This window comes from Roseomonas gilardii subsp. gilardii, from assembly GCF_023078375.1.
GTDB lineage: Bacteria > Pseudomonadota > Alphaproteobacteria > Acetobacterales > Acetobacteraceae > Roseomonas > Roseomonas gilardii.
Genome location: NZ_CP095554.1, coordinates 43,400 through 58,386 on the forward strand (window position 1 = coordinate 43,400; position 14,987 = coordinate 58,386).

The window sequence follows — 14,987 nt, forward strand, 5'->3', positions numbered from 1 at the left end:
GTCGAACGGACCTTGGGCGTCGCGCTCGGTGTCCAGCCCCCGGGAGAGGCCCTGCCTCTCCCGGCCCCTCTCCGCCCATGACCAGGATGGGGGACCGAAGCCGGTCCCCAGACCCCGGGCTTTCATGGGCGCTGGTGGTGGCCGTCAGCCTGACGGCCGATCCCTGGGAGCAGATGGATCAGTGGGGTGCCCGAAAAGAAAGAATCCTTGCCCGCGCTGGTGGTGCCCGCACTCGCCGGAGAGCATGGCTCTCCGGCGTGATCAGGTGTCAACGGAAGCCAGCGACAGGGAGATCCAGGGTCAACGTATACGTTGACCAGGTTCCTGGCGGATGGCGGGTACGAAGGCGAAGGCGAAGGCGAAGGCGAAGGCGAAGGCGAAGGCGAAGGCGAAGGCGAAGGCGAAGGCGAAGGCGAAGGCGAAGGCGAAGGCGGAGCCTTCCCCCCGGGGCAGCACAACGCCAACCGTATCAGGGCGAAAGGCGGCTTTCCCGGATCAGCACGTCCTCGCGCTGCTTCACCGCCGGGTTCAGCGCCGTGCCCAGGCCGGGGGCCGATGGGGCCTGGACCATGCCGCTCCGGATCACCGGCAGTTCCGTCACCAGTTCCTGGTACCAGGTGGCCAGCGTGGCCCGCACCACCTCCTGGAAGATCGCGGTCGGCGCATGGAGGGCGAGGTGCAGCCCCGCCCAGAGGGCCACCGGCCCGGTGCAGTCGTGGGGGGCCAGCGGCTTCGCATGGGCCTCGGCCAGGGCGGCGATCTTGCGCGCCTCGGTCAGGCCACCGCACCAGCCAAGGTCGAGCATCACCACATCCACCGCCTCCGCCGCCAGCAGGCGACGGAAGCTGATGGCGCCCGACAGGGTCTCGCTGCCGCAGATGGGCGTGCGCGTCTGGCGCCGCAGGTCGGCCAGCGCCTCCACATCGTCCATCTTGTTCAGCGGGTCCTCGGCCCAGAAGACGCCGACATCCTCCAGCGCCCGGCAGATGCGGATCGCCGCCTGGCTGCTCCAGAGGCTGTGCAGCTCCGCCATCACCTCGATCCGCTCGCCCACCGCCGCGCGGATCTTGCGGAAGGGCTCCAGCCCCGCCTTCAGCTCGGACAGGGTGATCGCGTGGCCGCCCGTGGCCTCGGCATAAGGGTCGAAGGGCCAGATCTTCATCGCCGTATAGCCCTCGGCGAGCAGGCTTTCCGCCAGTGCCCCGGCATCGCGGGTGAAGGCGATCTGGTCGTCATAGGGGCCGCGCATCTCCTCCTCCCCCGAGACGCTGCGACGCCACCCGGCACCGGAACCCATCTTCCCGCTGTTGTAGGCATAGCCGGCACAAGTGTTGTAGGCGCGGATCTCCGTCCGGACCGCCCCGCCCAGTGCCTCGTGCACGGGGATGCCGTGCCGCTTCCCGGCCAGGTCCCAGAGCGCGATGTCCACCGCGCTCGCCGCCCGGCCTTCCGCGCCCGCGCTGTGGAAGCCGACATAGGGCGTGGCCAGATGCCGCGACACCGCCTCGATCCGCCGCGAATCCCGCCCCAGCAGCCAGGGCGCCACCTGCTCGTGCAGCGCCGCCTCCGTGGCCTGCGCCCCCCGGAAGGATTCGCCGAGGCCGGTCAGCCCCTCCTCGGTCTCGACCTCCACCCAGATGAGGTTCGGACGCTCGGCGATGCGGATGGTCCGCAACAGGGTGACCTTGGACATGGGGCAGTTTTCTCCGTTCCGCTCCTGCGGCGGAGCTTTCCGGAGTTCGCGCCCCAGGTCGAGACCGTGTCGCGGATGGCTGCTCCGTGGCAGGGGGCGCGGCCCTCGAAGCGGGGTGCCGATGTCAGCAGGCAGGGGAAAAGGGCAGATTCGGGGAAGGCGCTGCCTCCCCCGGAGAGCCACGGCTCAGAGGATGAACCGGCTCAGATCGGTGCTGGCGGCCAGGGCGCCGACCTTCTCCCGCACATAGGCGGCATCGATGGCGACTTCCTGGCCGGCGCGGTCGGCGGCGGTGAAGCTCAGCTCCTCCAGCAGCCGCTCCAGCACGGTGGCGAGGCGGCGGGCGCCGATATTCTCCACACGCGCGTTGATGTCCGCCGCCATGTCGGCGATCGCGTCCATCGCATCCTCGCCGAAGGTCAGGCGCACGCCCTCGGTACCCAGCAGCGCGACATACTGCTTGGCGAGCGAATGCTCCGGCTCGGTCAGGATGCGGCGGAAGTCGTCGCGCGTCAGGGCGTTCAGCTCGACGCGGATCGGCAGGCGCCCCTGCAGCTCCGGCAGCAGGTCGGAGGGCTTGGCGAGGTGGAAGGCGCCCGAGGCGATGAAGAGGATGTGGTCCGTCTTCACCGGCCCGTGCTTGGTGTTCACCGTCGTGCCCTCGATCAGCGGCAGCAGGTCGCGCTGCACACCCTCACGCGACACGTCGCCGCCACGGAAGCCTTCGGTGGTGCGGGCGCAGACCTTGTCGATTTCGTCGATGAAGACGATGCCGTGGTTCTCGGCATGGGCGACAGCGTCGCGGGTCAGCTTCTCCTGGTCGAGCAGCTTGTCCGCCTCCTCCCGCACCAGCAGCGGACGCGCGTCGGCGACGTGCATCTTGCGCGGGCGCTGGCGGCCGCCGAACATCTTGCCGAGCATCTCCTGCATGTTCGCCATCTGGGCGCCGGGCGGCATGCCGGGGATCTCCATCATCCCGATGGCCGTCCCGCCATCGGTGACCTGGATCTCCACCTCCTTGTCCTCCAGCGAGCCCTCGCGGAGCATGCGGCGGAACTTCATGCGCGTCTCGCCCGAGGCACCCTCGCCCACCAGGGCGGTGACGATGCGCTCCTCGGCATTGGCCTCGGCCTTGGCCTGCACGTCACGGCGGGCATTGTCGCGCATCTGCACGATCGCGGCCTCCACCAGGTCGCGCACGATCTGCTCCACGTCGCGGCCGACATAGCCGACCTCGGTGAACTTCGTGGCCTCGACCTTGAGGAAGGGCGCGTTGGCGAGCTTGGCGAGGCGGCGGGCGATCTCCGTCTTGCCCACGCCGGTCGGGCCGATCATCAGGATGTTCTTCGGTACCACCTCCTCGCGCAGCCCTTCGGGGAGCTGCTGGCGGCGCCAGCGGTTGCGCAGCGCGATGGCCACGGCGCGCTTGGCGTCGTCCTGGCCGATGATGAAGCGGTCGAGCTCCGAGACGATCTCGCGCGGAGACAGGTTCACGGGCTCGGCCGCGGCGGGGGAATTGTCCAGCGGCATCACAGGGTCTCCAGCACGAAGCGTCCGTTGGTGTAGACGCAGATATCGGCGGCGATGGTCATGGCGCGGCGGGCGATCTCCTCCGCGCCCAGCCCCTCCACCGGCATCAGCGCCCGGGCGGCGGCGAGCGCGTAGTTGCCGCCGGAGCCGATGCCGATGATCTGGTCCTCTGGCTCCAGCACATCGCCCTGGCCGGTGATCAGCAGGGAGCGGTTGGCATCCGCCACGGCGAGCAGCGCCTCCAGCCGCCGCAGGTAGCGGTCGGTGCGCCAGTCCTTGGCGAGTTCCACCGCCGCGCGTTCGAGCTGGTCGGGGAAGCGCTCCAGCTTGGCCTCGAGGCGTTCGAGCAGGGTGAAGGCGTCGGCGGTGGCGCCGGCGAAGCCGGTGATCACCCGGCCGCCGGCGATACGGCGGACCTTGCGGGCATTGTTCTTGACGACGGTCTGACCCATGGACACCTGTCCATCCCCGGCCATGGCCACCTTCCCGTCCTTGCGGACGCAGAGGATGGTGGTGCCATGCCAACCCAGGGGGTCGCGATGCGGGTCGTGATGGGAATGCTGTTGCATGGATCGCGATGTGGCGATCCGTGCGCCGCAGCGCAATCCGGGGGTGCGGCCGAACGCAGGGCAGGGTCGCAGCCCGGGAAGGGCTCGGCAACATTCCGTGGCAAGGCGGCCGCCCATCTCCCTGGATCTGCCCCCGGCGGCCCCGCCGGAAAGCATCCCGCCCCCTTTGACGGGGCCCGGACGGCCGGGGCGAGCATAGAAGGCGGGTGCGGAAATGCCGCCGCTGTGCTTTGCTGCGCTGCCCGGAGGCTCCCCCGGAGGCTGTCCCCGGACGCCGCCGTACCGCGGGGCCACCGGCCGGGCGAGCCCCCCGGATGGCTGATCGTACCGGGCGGCGGGGGCCGGGACGTGGTGACCCCGGGGCATGGATGCCCCCGGGCGAATGGAATGAGGCACGATGCCGGGCAGGTTGAGCCGGAACCCCTTGGCCAGGACAGGCCACTGATCTTGAACCGCATGCGCGTGCAACGGCTCGCCCCGGTCCTGCCTGTCATGACCCTGCGCCAGTCCCCCGGCCTGCTGCCCGTCCCGCCCCTTCTGCCGCCCGGCCGTGGCGATGGTGGGCATGGCGTGCCGACGCCACCCGGACCCGGCCGCCCCCCATCCGGTGGCAAGCGGCCAGAGGACCGGGGCTGGCGCCGCTGGCGGAGGCCCGCCTTCCTCGTCTCGGCCCTGCTCCACATCGCCCTGCTGGCGGCCCTGCTGCTGACCTGGCAGGGTCGCGAGCAGCCGACCCCCCTGCCGGACGCCGGCGTGCCGGTGATCTTCGAGGATGCCGGGGATGCGGAGCGGACCGCGCGGCCGCAGGAAACCCCCTCGGCCCCGCTGCCGCCGCCGAGCCCCGAGACCGCCGCGCCACCACCGCCCGCCATGGCCGAGGCGCCGCTGCCGGAGGCCGCCCCTCTGGCGCCGCCGGCCGAGGTGCCGCCCCGGCCCCCGGTGACCGAGCCTCCGCAGCCTGCTCCGGAGCCGCAGGCACAGGAGGCCCCACCGCCGCCCGCCCCACCACCGCCCCTGCCCACCCCGCCCCAGCCCCGGACGGCCGAGCAGCCCCCGCCGGAACCGCCCGCGACGGCTGAGCTGCTGCCCCCGCCACCGCCGCCGCCCCCGCCGCAGCTCGCCAGGCCGGGCCCCACGGCGCCGCCCCAGGCCCGCCCGGCTCCGCACCGCGCGCCCTCGCCCTTCGCCGGGGCGCTGGACCTCAGCCGCGGCCCGGCGGTGAACCTGTCCCAGGCCGTGCCGCGCCCGAATATCCGGCCGAACGCCACCGGCCAGGGCCGCGGACTCGACCTGTCCTTCAACACGCCCTCCCCCGCTCCCCGCGCGCCGCCTCGCCGTCGGATCTGGGGACCTCGGTGAGGATCCAGGGCGCCAATCCGGGTGCCGACTGGATGGCCGCCTTCCGTGCCTGGCTGGACCGGAACGGCTACTATCCGCAGATGGCCGCCATGGCGGGGGAGGACGGCACCGCCACCGTGCGCTTCACCGTGCTGAAGAATGGGCGGGTGCAGGACCTGCGGCTGGTCAGCCGCTCCGGCTCCAAATGGCTCGACATGGGCGCGCAGGCCATGCTGCGGGACAAGACCCTGCCGCCCTTCCCGGAAGGGACCAAGGCCGACAGCACGGAGATCACCCTGACCATCGACTATATCCTGATCCGCCGCTGAGCCGGGCCATCCCCCGGATTCATTCCTTGAACGAATCTTTTGGGCCGGGAATCCGGGCCGGACAGCGCGCATCGCGGCAGCCGCCGGGCCCGTTCCCGGCGCCTTTCCCGGACCCGCCCTCCCTGACCCGGCCCGCTGGCCGGCCTCCCTCTTCCCCCGGCCGCGTCCCCGGGACTAAACGGACGCCATGAACGCCGTCCCCGCCCCCTCGCCCCCCGCATCGCCGAGATCGCCCGCGAGACGGGCGAGACCGCCATCACGCTGCGCCTCGACCTCGATGGCACGGGCAGGGCGGAGATCGCGACCGGCATCGGATTCCTGGACCACATGCTGACGGCGCTGGCCCGCCACGCCATGTTCGACCTGACGGTCGAGGCCCGGGGCGACCTGCATGTGGACTTCCACCACACCACCGAGGATGTCGGCATCGTGCTCGGCCAGGCGCTGCGCCGCACGCTGGGCGAGAAGCGCGGCATCCGCCGCTATGGCCATGCCGTGGTGCCGATGGACGAGGCGCTGGCCGAGGCGGCGATCGACCTGTCCGGCCGCCCCTTCCTGGTCTGGCAGGTGCCCTTCGAGCGCTCCAAGATCGGCGAGATGGACACGGAACTGTTCGAGGAGTTCTTCCGCGCCCTCTCCTCCAACGGGCTCTTCGCCCTGCATGTGATGCTGCGCCATGGGCACAACGCGCACCATGTGGCGGAGGGCTGCTTCAAGGCCGTGGCCCGCGCGCTGCGCCAGGCGGTGGAGACCGACCCCCGCGCGGCGGGGGTGATCCCCTCCACCAAGGGCATGCTGGAGGCATGATGCGAGTCTTCACCATCCACGCCCCCGCCCGGACCTCGGTTCCGGTCACGGGCGCGGCTTCCCGCCCGGCGGAGCCTGTACTGGTGCCGGAGGGCTTCTCCTTCGCCGCCTTCCTGTTCGGCCCGCTCTGGTTCCTCTTCAAGGGCCTCTGGTGGGGCCTGCTCGGCTGGATCGTGCTGGCCGTGGCCATCGCCTTCCTGCCCGGTGCCTCCTCCTCCTGGGCGGGCCTCGCCCTGGCGCTGCTGACGGGCTTCCACGCCCGCGACCTGCAGCGCTGGACGCTGGCGCGGCACGGCCTGCCGGAATCCGGCCTGGTGGTCGGCGCGGACGAGGAAATGGCGCTGCTGCGCCTGGCGGGCCGATCCGCAGGGAGGCACGCATGAAGCTCGCCGTCATCGACACCGGGGCGGGCAACCTCGCCTCCGTGCTGCGCGCCTTCCGCCGGGCGGCCGGGGAAGCCGGCATCGCGGCCGGGATCGAGGTCACCACCCGGCCGGAGGATGTCGCGGCGGCGGACCGCATCGTGCTGCCGGGCCAGGGCGCCTTCGCCGCCTCCCGCCGCGGCCTCGACGCGCTGCCGGGCATGGAGGAGGCGCTGCGCGAGGCGGTGGAGCGGCAGGGCCGCCCCTTCCTCGGCATCTGCGTCGGCATGCAGCTCATGGCCGAGCGCGGGCTGGAGCACGGCACCCATCCCGGCCTGGGCTGGATCCGGGGGGAGATCGCGCCGATGGACCCGGCGGGACCGGATGCCGCCCCCCTGCCCCTGCCGCAGATGGGCTGGAACGGATTGGACCTCGCCGCCCCCGCCCATCCGCTGCTGCGGGACGTGACGCCCGGCGAGCACGCCTATTTCGTGCATTCCTATGCCCTGCGCGGCGGCGCGGCCGGGGAGCTGCTGGCCAGCGCCGATTATGGCGGGCCGGTCTGCGCCATGGTGGGGCGCGACAACCTCGCCGGCACGCAGTTCCATGTGGAGAAGAGCGGCGGGCTCGGCCTGCGCATGCTCGGCAACTTCCTGCGCTGGTCACCGTGAGCGGCCCCCTGCCCAACCCCATGCACGAGCTTTCGGTGGAACGGGTCGAGTCGCTGGACGAGGCCGACCTCGCCGAGCTCTGCGAGGCCACCGATGCCGCCATCGCCGAGGGCGGCGGCTTCGGCTGGATCCAGCCCCAGGGGCGCGAGATCCTGGAGCGTCATTTCCGTGGCGTGATGCTGGTGCCGGAGCGCGAGCTCTTCGTTGCCTGGCTCGACGGCCATCCGGTCGGCAGCGCCCAGCTCATGCGCCCGCCCCGCAACAACGAGGCCCAGGCCTGGGCCGCCCAGCTCAGCCATGCCTACATCGCTCCCTATGCCCGGGGCCATGGCCTCGCCCGGCTGCTGATGCGGCGGGTGGAGGAACGGGCGGCGGCGCTCGGTCACCGGGTCCTGAACCTCGACGTGCGTGCGACGCAGCATACCGCCATCGCGCTCTTCGAGGCCTGCGGCTATATCCGCTGGGGGACCCACCCCGCCTATGCCCGGGTCGATGGCGCCACCGTGCCCGGCCACTACTACTACAAGCTGCTGGAGCCCGGGCGGGGCCGACGCGGAAAGGAACGGATGTGAGCCTGACCATCTATCCCGCCATCGACCTCAAGGGCGGCCGTGTCGTCCGCCTCCGCCGTGGCGAGATGGATCAGGCCACCGTCTACAGCGACGACCCTGCCGCCCAGGCGGCCAGCTTCGCCACCGCCGGCTTCCGCTGGCTGCATGTGGTGGACCTGGACGGCGCCTTCGCCGGCCGCCCGGCCAATGCCGCCGCCGTGCGCGACATCCTCGCCGCCACGTCGCTCCCCGTGCAGCTCGGCGGCGGGGTGCGCGACATGGCCACCCTGGAATCCTGGCTGGAGGCCGGGGTGGCGCGGGTGATCCTGGGCTCCGCCGCCGCCAAGGACCCGGACTTCGCCCGATCGGCCTGCCGCGCCTATCCGGGCTGCGTCGCCATCGGCATCGATGCCAAGGGCGGGCGCGTGGCCACCGAGGGCTGGGCGGAGGTCGGCGAGATGACGGCGCGCGACCTGGCGCTGCGCTTCGAGGATGCCGGGGCGGCCGCCATCATCCACACCGACATCGACCGCGACGGCATGCTGGGTGGCGTGAATGTCGAGGCCACGGCGGCGCTGGGCGCCCGCCTTACCACCCCGGTCATCGCCAGCGGCGGCGTCGCGGGGGTGGAGGACATCACCGCCGTGCGCGAGGCCGGGACGATCCAGGGCGTGATCGTCGGCCGCGCGCTCTATGACGGCCGCCTGACCGCGGCCCAGGCGCTCACCGCCGCCGGCTGACCGCCCCTGCCATGGCGGAGGCACCGCCCGCCGCGCCCTATGCGCTGGCGGTCTTCGATTTCGACGGCACGCTGGCCGACAGCTTTCCCTGGTTCGCCGGCGTGCTGAACGGGGTGGCGGACCGCTACGGCTTCCGCCGCATCCGGCCGGGCGAGGCGGAAGGGCTGCGTGGCCTCGAAGCCGCCGCCATCCTGGACCGCCTCGGCGTGGCGCGCTGGAAGCTGCCCTTCATCGCGCGGCACATGCGGCGCCTGGCGGCCCGCGACATCGCCGCGCTGGCGCTCTTTCCCGGTATGGGGGATTGTCTCCGGCGGCTCTCGGCCGATGGCCTCGCCCTGGCCGTGGTCAGTTCCAACAGCGAGGCCAATATCCGCCGCGTGCTGGGCGCGGAGCTTTCGGCCCGGATCGCCCACTGGCACTGCGGCGCTGCGCTCTTCGGCAAGCCGCGCAAGCTGCGCGCGCTGCTCCGCCGCAGCGGCACGCCGCCACATCGCGCCATCCTGATCGGCGACGAGATCCGCGACATCCGGGCCGCGCGGGCGGTGGGCATGGAATCGGGCGCCGTGACCTGGGGCTACAACAGCGCCGAGGCACTTCGGGCGGAACGGCCGTCGCGGATCTTCCGCCGGTCGGAGGAGATCGCCGCCTTGCTGCTGCCCGGTCGCGACGGCGGCGCCTCGCCCGTTCGGCGTTGCACCTCCGGCCCGGGGGGAAGGCTCCGCCATTCCCCCCGTACCCCCCATCAGCCAGGAACCTGAGGTTCCTGGACCTCCCATTCGCTGGTGCTGGTGGCGGCCGGATCGCGCCGGAGGGCTATGCTCTCCGGCGACTGCGGGTGCCGGAAGCGCGGACATTTCGGAGTCCCGCCTGTCCACCTTCTCCCAGGGATCGGCCCGTAGGCCGACGGCCACCACCAGGGCCAACTCATCGGATCCAGGGCACGCAGTGTCCTGGCGGATGGGGGTACGGGGGCGAAGGCGGAGCCTTCCCCCGGCGGCAGGACGCAGGGAGCGGCGCAAGGCGCAGCGCGGATCAGTCGAGGATGCGGACCACCGCCTCGATCTCCACCGGCACGTCGGAGGGCAGCGAGCCCATGCCGACCGCCGAGCGGGCATGGCGCCCGCGCTCGCCCAGCACATCGACGAGGAGGTTGGAGCAGGCGTCGATCACCTTGGGCTGCTCGCCATAGCCCGGCGTGGCGTTCACCATGCCGAAGACCTTCAGCACCTCCACCTTCTCCAGGCTGCCCGCCGCAGCCCTGGCGACCGCCAGGATATGCAGCCCACACAGGACGGCGGCCTTGCGCGCCGCCTCCAGGTCCAGGGCGGAGCCGACCTGTCCGGTGATCAGCGAGCCATCGGCCAGCCGAGGCACCTGGCCGGAGATATAGACCGTGTCCCCCGCGCGCCGGAACGGCACATAGGAGAAGAGCGGCTTGCCCACCACGGGCAGTTCATGGCCCAGTTCGCGCAGCTTCGCTTCGGCGTCCATCGCGTTCCTCTCCTGGCTCAGCGCGTCATGCCGCGGGCGGGGATCGGCCAGGAGCCGACGACCTCGCCATTCCGGGCGAAGACCACCTCGTCATGCAGGTTGGTCACCACGCAGGTGTGGTTGGGGATGATGCGCACGCGCTCGCCGAGTTCCGGCTTCTTCGCGCAGCGGCTGACATCCACCGTGCCATGCTCCTCGTTCACGCGGGTGATCACCGCCTCCGGATAGTCGGGCATCAGCCCGTAGCCCGGCCCGACCTCGGGCGCGACCATGTCGCTGGACAGCGTCTTGGAGCCGCAGTCGAGGATCGCCCGCCCCTCCGCCGGTCGGCTGATCACCGTGGCCCAGACGGTCATGGCGCAGTCGCCGAGCGTCGCGGCCCCGGCGCCGACCATGGCGCGGTCGTTGTAGATGTAGGTGCCAACCCGCATCTCGTCGATCGGCGCCACCTCGTGCACCGTCCAGGCGCCGGGCGAGCCGCCGCCGGACACCATCGGGATCTCCAGCCCGGCCTCGCGGAAGGCCGGCCGCGCCTCCTCCAGGAAGACCTTGGTCTGCGCCGAGGTCGGATAGGTCATCAGCCCGTCGAAGCGCAGCCCCGGCGTCGCCGCGATCTCCCTGGCCAGCGCCAGCGCCTCGCCCACCGTTTCCACGCCGGTGCGCTTGTTGCCGCTGTCGAATTCCACCACCACGCCGATCTCGGCGCCGCTCTCGCGCGCCGCCTGCGCCGCCGTGGCCAGCGCCAGCGGGTTGTCCACCGCGACCCGCATCCGCACCCGCTTCGCCAGCGCGGCGAGGCGGTGCGCCTTGGCCTCGCCGATCAGCGGATAGGAGATGAAGATGTCGTCCAGCCCGGCATCGGCCATCACCTCGGCCTCGCCCAGCTTCTGGCAGGTGATGCCCTTCGCCCCCAGTTCCACCTGCCGCTGCGCCAGGCGCGGCAGCTTGTGCGTCTTGATATGGGGGCGGAGCGCGATGCCATGCGCGTCGCAGTAGTCCTGCATCCGCTTCAGGTTGCGCTCCATCACGTCGAGATCCACCACCGGCACCGGGGTTTCCAGCTCGTCGACCCGCATCCGCCCATCCTTTCCGCGACCCGCACCCCGTTCCGGATCAGGCCGGGAAGCGGCCGCCGGGATGCCTTCCTCCGGGGATAGAGGCCGATCGCCCCAGCCTCAACCCCGATCACCCAGGGTTTCCCGCGCCGGACGCCCGCCCCGTCTGTCACACGGCGGCGATGGCTGGCATGGTGGGTCCGGCACGGCACCGGGCCCGGCTCCGTGCAACCAGGGAGGAGGCCAGCATGGAGATCGTCACGGCCGATATCGGCGGCACCAATGCCCGCTTCGCCATCGCGGAGGTCGAGCGCGGCCGCGTCCTTTCACTCGGCGAGCCGGTGGTGCTCAAGACCGCCGAACATGCCAGCCTGCAGACGGCCTGGGAGGGCTTCGCCCGCCATCTCGGCCGCCCCACGCCACCCGAGGCCGCCATCGCCGTCGCCTGCCCGGTGGATACGGAGGTGCTGAAGCTCACCAACAATCCATGGGTGATCCGCCCGGCGCAGCTTCCTGCTCAGCTCGGCGTGGAACACATCACCCTGATCAACGATTTCGGCGCCGTCGGCCATGCCGTGGCCGCCGTCGGCCCCGAATACCTGGCGCATCTCTGTGGCCCGGATGGGGGCCCGAACCATCCGCTGCCGGAAAGCGGCACGATCAGCGTGATCGGCCCCGGCACCGGCCTCGGCGTCGCGCTGGTGCTGCGGCGGGACGGGCATGTCCATGTGATCGAATGCGAGGGTGGCCACATGGACTTCTCGCCGGTGGACCGGCTGGAGGACGGCATCCTGCAACGGCTGCGCGACCGTTTCCGGCGCGTCTCCTCCGAGCGTGTGATCTCCGGCCCCGGCCTGCTCAACATCTACGAGGCCCTGGCCGCCATCGAGGGGGGCGCGCCCACCTACGGCACCGACACCGCCTTGTGGCAGGCCGCCACCTCCGGCGAGGACGCGCTGGCGGCAGCCGCGCTGGAACGTTTCTGCCTCGCCTTCGGCACCTTCTGCGGCGATGTCGCGCTGGTGCATGGCGCCAAGGCGGTGGTGCTGGCGGGCGGGATCGTGCCGCGCATCGCTGACCGCCTCGCCATCTCGGGCTTCGCCGACCGTTTCATCGCCAAGGGCCGATTCGAGACCAACATGGCCGCGATTCCCGTGAAACGGATCACCCACCCGCAGCCCGGCCTTTACGGCGCTGCGGCGGCCTTCGCTGTCCATCATGCGCGGTAGCGGAGCGGGCGAGGCGAAGCCCCAGCGGGGACAGGGATGGACCGGGCCTTATTCACTTTATTGAATCGCTCAATTATCCAAGACACTTTCTTTCGCGCGATTTAACATCTATCCCAGCCGGATCATGATTCGCGCCCCCCGCCGGCCTGCCGTCGCAGCCACCCTCATCGCCCTCACCCTGGCGCAGATTCCCGCCGCCACCTGGGCGCAGAGCGTCACCATTGCCGGCGCCAGCCCGGTCGCCTCGGCCGATCCGCACATCTCCAACACCGCCTCGAACAACGCGCTCGGCCTGCATGTCTTCGACCGGCTGGTGATGCAGGACGCCGTGGGCAACCTGCGGCCCGGCCTGGCGACGGAATGGCGCGCTGTGTCCGACCGGGTCTGGGAATTCCGCCTGCGCCCCGGCGTGAAGTGGCATGACGGGCGCGGCTTCACCGCCGACGACGTGGCCTTCACCTTCGAGCGCCTGCCGAGCGCCCAGGGCGGCTTCGTCAGCGCGGTGCGCCCCATCGCGCGGGTGGAGATGCCGGACCCGCTGACCCTGCGCATCGAAACGAAGCAGCCCTGGCCGCTGCTGCCCAGCGACCTCGCCAACATCGCCATCATCGCCCGCCACGCCGTGCAGGACGCGAAGCCGGAGGATTTCAACAGCGGCAGGGCGGCGATCGGCACCGGTCCCTACCGCTATGCCTCCTTCACTGCCGGCGACCGGGCGGAACTGGTACGCAACGAGGACTACTGGGGCGGCAAGGAGCCCTGGGCGCAGGTGCACTACCGCTTCATCGCCAATGACGGCTCGCGCGTCGCGGCCCTCCTGGCCGGCGATGTGGACCTGATCGACCAGGTGCCCAGCAACGACCTCCCCCGCCTGTCGCGCGACCCGCGCCTTTCGGTCACCACGGTGCAGGGCACGCGGCTGATCTATCTGCAGACGGATTTCTCGCGCGAGGGCGACGTGCCCGGCGTCGCCGGCATCGACGGCAAGCCGCTCGGCCACAACCCCTTCCTCGACAGGCGGGTGCGGCAGGCGCTGAACATCGCCATCGACCGTGAGGCGCTGACCACGCGGATCATGGAGAACACCGCCACGCCCACGGGGCAGTGGCTGCCGCCCGGCACCTGGTCCTACGCGCCGGAGGTGCCAGTGCCGCCGCACGATCCCGCCGCCGCGCGCCGCCTGCTGGCGGAGGCGGGCTTCCCGAAGGGGCTGCGCGTCACCCTGACCACGCCGAACGACCGCTATCCCAACGACGCCAAGGTCGCCCAGGCCGTGGCGCAGATGTGGAGCCGCATCGGCGTCGCCACCACGGTGGAGGCCCTGCCCTGGTCGGTCTATCTGGCGCGCGGCACGAAGGCAGACCTGCCGATCCGCCTCGGCGGCTGGGGCAGCAGCAGCAACGAGGCCTCCTCGCTCCTCCGCAACGTGGTGGCCACCTTCAGCCGGGAGGCCGGGCGCGGCCAGCCGAATTTCAGCCGCTACAGCAACCCGGCGCTGGATGCGCTGATCGACCAGGCCCTGGTCACGCTGGATGACGGGCGGCGGGAGGCGCTGCTGCAACAGGCGACGAAGATGGCGACCGAGGATGTCGGGCTGATCCCCCTCTTCCTGCTCAACAACAGCTGGGCCAGCCGGAAGGGCCTGCGCTACGAGCCGCGCCGCGACGAATACACCCTCGCCCAGGGACTGCGCCCCGTTCGCTGACCGTCACCGGGGCGGCACCCGGCCCGCGGGAAGCGGATGCTCACATGAAGGGGAAGCCGCCTTCGCGCTTGACCCGGCGCGGCTTCGGGCGCATCGGCGGCAGGAACCGCCTTTCATTCCTGCCGCGAGGAATCACCACCCTGCTCGCCCTGCGTGTCATTCCCTGCCTCGACGTCAAGGACGGGCGTGTCGTGAAGGGGGTCAACTTCGTGTCGCTGCGCGATGCGGGGGACCCCGTGGAACAGGCGCGCCTCTATGACGCCGAGGGCGCCGACGAGATCACCTTCCTCGACATCGGCGCGACGCATGAGAACCGCGGCACCATGCTCGACGTCGTGTCGCGCACCGCGGAGAAGGTCTTCATCCCCCTCACCGTCGGCGGCGGCGTCCGCTCGGTGGAGGATGTGCGCGCCCTGCTCCTGGCCGGCGCCGACAAGGCCTCGATCAACTCCGCCGCCGTGGCCGATCCCGACCTCGTGCGCCGCGCGGCGGAGGCCTTCGGCTCCCAGGCCATCGTGGTGGCGGTGGATGCGCGCAACGTCGCACCCGGGAAGTGGGAGGTCTTCACCCATGGCGGCCGCTGCGGCACCGGCATCGACGCGGTGGAATGGTGCCGCCGCGTCGCCGCGCTCGGCGCGGGCGAGCTGCTGCTGACCTCCATGGACCGGGACGGCACGAAGTCCGGCTTCGACCTGGATCTGCTGCGCGCGGTGCGGGCGGCGGTGCGGCTGCCGCTGGTCGCCTCCGGCGGCGTCGGCACCGTGTCGCATTTCGTGGAGGGCGCGCGGGCCGGGGCCACCGGCCTGCTCGCCGCCAGCGTGTTCCACTATGGCGAGATGCGCATCGGGGAAGCCAAGGCGGCGCTGGCCGCCGCCGGCCTGCCGGTGCGCCCGACCAGCGAGGCGGAGGCCGCCTGA

17 protein-coding genes are annotated in these 14,987 nt (G+C 71.7%); 11 read left to right on the plus strand and 6 right to left on the minus strand.

Annotation, left to right across the window (positions count from 1 at the left end):
• Positions 1-300: 300 nt before the first annotated feature.
• The 4 genes from MVG78_RS00230 to hslV all read right to left on the minus strand — a co-directional run bounded on the left by MVG78_RS00230 (position 301) and on the right by hslV (position 3,792).
• Positions 301-456: a hypothetical protein gene (locus MVG78_RS00230; RefSeq protein WP_247556759.1), complete on the minus strand. Its 156-nt coding sequence runs from the start codon at positions 454-456 to the stop codon at positions 301-303.
• A gap of 13 nt (positions 457-469) precedes the next feature.
• Positions 470-1,693, minus strand: coding sequence for a mandelate racemase/muconate lactonizing enzyme family protein (locus MVG78_RS00235; protein WP_247556762.1), 1,224 nt, complete (start codon positions 1,691-1,693; stop codon positions 470-472).
• A gap of 186 nt (positions 1,694-1,879) precedes the next feature.
• Positions 1,880-3,223 (minus strand): ATP-dependent protease ATPase subunit HslU, encoded by a 1,344-nt coding sequence (hslU, locus tag MVG78_RS00240; RefSeq protein ID WP_247556785.1) that lies wholly within the window; start codon positions 3,221-3,223, stop codon positions 1,880-1,882.
• Positions 3,223-3,792: an ATP-dependent protease subunit HslV gene (gene hslV, locus MVG78_RS00245; RefSeq protein WP_247556788.1), complete on the minus strand. Its 570-nt coding sequence runs from the start codon at positions 3,790-3,792 to the stop codon at positions 3,223-3,225. The genes hslU and hslV overlap by 1 nt, the downstream gene beginning before the upstream one ends.
• Positions 3,793-4,239: 447 nt before the next feature.
• Between hslV and MVG78_RS00250 the strand changes: the two genes are divergently transcribed.
• From MVG78_RS00250 to MVG78_RS00285, 8 genes are all read left to right on the plus strand, one after another.
• Positions 4,240-5,151 carry a hypothetical protein gene (locus MVG78_RS00250; RefSeq protein WP_247556791.1) on the plus strand — a complete coding sequence of 304 codons (912 nt, stop codon included), beginning with the start codon at positions 4,240-4,242 and terminating at the stop codon, positions 5,149-5,151.
• On the plus strand, positions 5,148-5,459 hold the full coding sequence (locus MVG78_RS00255) for an energy transducer TonB (protein ID WP_247556794.1): 312 nt from the start codon (positions 5,148-5,150) through the stop codon (positions 5,457-5,459). The genes MVG78_RS00250 and MVG78_RS00255 overlap by 4 nt, the downstream gene beginning before the upstream one ends.
• Positions 5,460-5,678: 219 nt before the next feature.
• Complete coding sequence (gene hisB / locus MVG78_RS00260) at positions 5,679-6,266, plus strand: imidazoleglycerol-phosphate dehydratase HisB (RefSeq protein ID WP_247560549.1); 588 nt, start codon at positions 5,679-5,681, stop codon at positions 6,264-6,266.
• Positions 6,263-6,649 carry a DUF2628 domain-containing protein gene (locus tag MVG78_RS00265; RefSeq protein ID WP_247556797.1) on the plus strand — a complete coding sequence of 129 codons (387 nt, stop codon included), beginning with the start codon at positions 6,263-6,265 and terminating at the stop codon, positions 6,647-6,649. Before hisB ends, MVG78_RS00265 begins: the two co-directional genes overlap by 4 nt.
• Positions 6,646-7,299 carry an imidazole glycerol phosphate synthase subunit HisH gene (gene hisH, locus MVG78_RS00270; RefSeq protein ID WP_247556816.1) on the plus strand — a complete coding sequence of 218 codons (654 nt, stop codon included), beginning with the start codon at positions 6,646-6,648 and terminating at the stop codon, positions 7,297-7,299. The genes MVG78_RS00265 and hisH overlap by 4 nt, the downstream gene beginning before the upstream one ends.
• A gap of 20 nt (positions 7,300-7,319) precedes the next feature.
• The gene (locus MVG78_RS00275) at positions 7,320-7,871 is read left to right on the plus strand and encodes a GNAT family N-acetyltransferase (protein WP_247560551.1); all 552 of its coding nucleotides are present in this window, start codon (positions 7,320-7,322) and stop codon (positions 7,869-7,871) included.
• A complete protein-coding gene (gene hisA, locus MVG78_RS00280) occupies positions 7,868-8,590 on the plus strand; it encodes a 1-(5-phosphoribosyl)-5-[(5-phosphoribosylamino)methylideneamino]imidazole-4-carboxamide isomerase (RefSeq protein ID WP_428480716.1) in 723 nt (240 codons plus the stop codon). The genes MVG78_RS00275 and hisA overlap by 4 nt, the downstream gene beginning before the upstream one ends.
• An 11-nt stretch (positions 8,591-8,601) precedes the next feature.
• Complete coding sequence (locus tag MVG78_RS00285; RefSeq protein ID WP_247556819.1) at positions 8,602-9,348, plus strand: HAD hydrolase-like protein; 747 nt, start codon at positions 8,602-8,604, stop codon at positions 9,346-9,348.
• 274 nt (positions 9,349-9,622) lie between these two features.
• Here MVG78_RS00285 and MVG78_RS00290 read toward each other — a convergent pair whose 3' ends face one another.
• Positions 9,623-10,081 carry a RidA family protein gene (locus MVG78_RS00290; RefSeq protein WP_247556821.1) on the minus strand — a complete coding sequence of 153 codons (459 nt, stop codon included), beginning with the start codon at positions 10,079-10,081 and terminating at the stop codon, positions 9,623-9,625.
• Between the two features lie 17 nt (positions 10,082-10,098).
• Positions 10,099-11,157 (minus strand): D-TA family PLP-dependent enzyme, encoded by a 1,059-nt coding sequence (locus tag MVG78_RS00295; RefSeq protein WP_247556824.1) that lies wholly within the window; start codon positions 11,155-11,157, stop codon positions 10,099-10,101.
• 227 nt (positions 11,158-11,384) lie between these two features.
• On the opposite strand from MVG78_RS00295, the gene glk reads away from it, so the two are divergent.
• From glk to hisF, 3 genes are all read left to right on the plus strand, one after another.
• A complete protein-coding gene (glk, locus tag MVG78_RS00300) occupies positions 11,385-12,365 on the plus strand; it encodes a glucokinase (RefSeq protein WP_247556840.1) in 981 nt (326 codons plus the stop codon).
• A gap of 124 nt (positions 12,366-12,489) precedes the next feature.
• The gene (locus tag MVG78_RS00305; protein WP_247556843.1) at positions 12,490-14,070 is read left to right on the plus strand and encodes an ABC transporter substrate-binding protein; all 1,581 of its coding nucleotides are present in this window, start codon (positions 12,490-12,492) and stop codon (positions 14,068-14,070) included.
• Positions 14,071-14,210: 140 nt separating this feature from the next.
• A complete protein-coding gene (gene hisF, locus MVG78_RS00310; protein ID WP_247560556.1) occupies positions 14,211-14,987 on the plus strand; it encodes an imidazole glycerol phosphate synthase subunit HisF in 777 nt (258 codons plus the stop codon).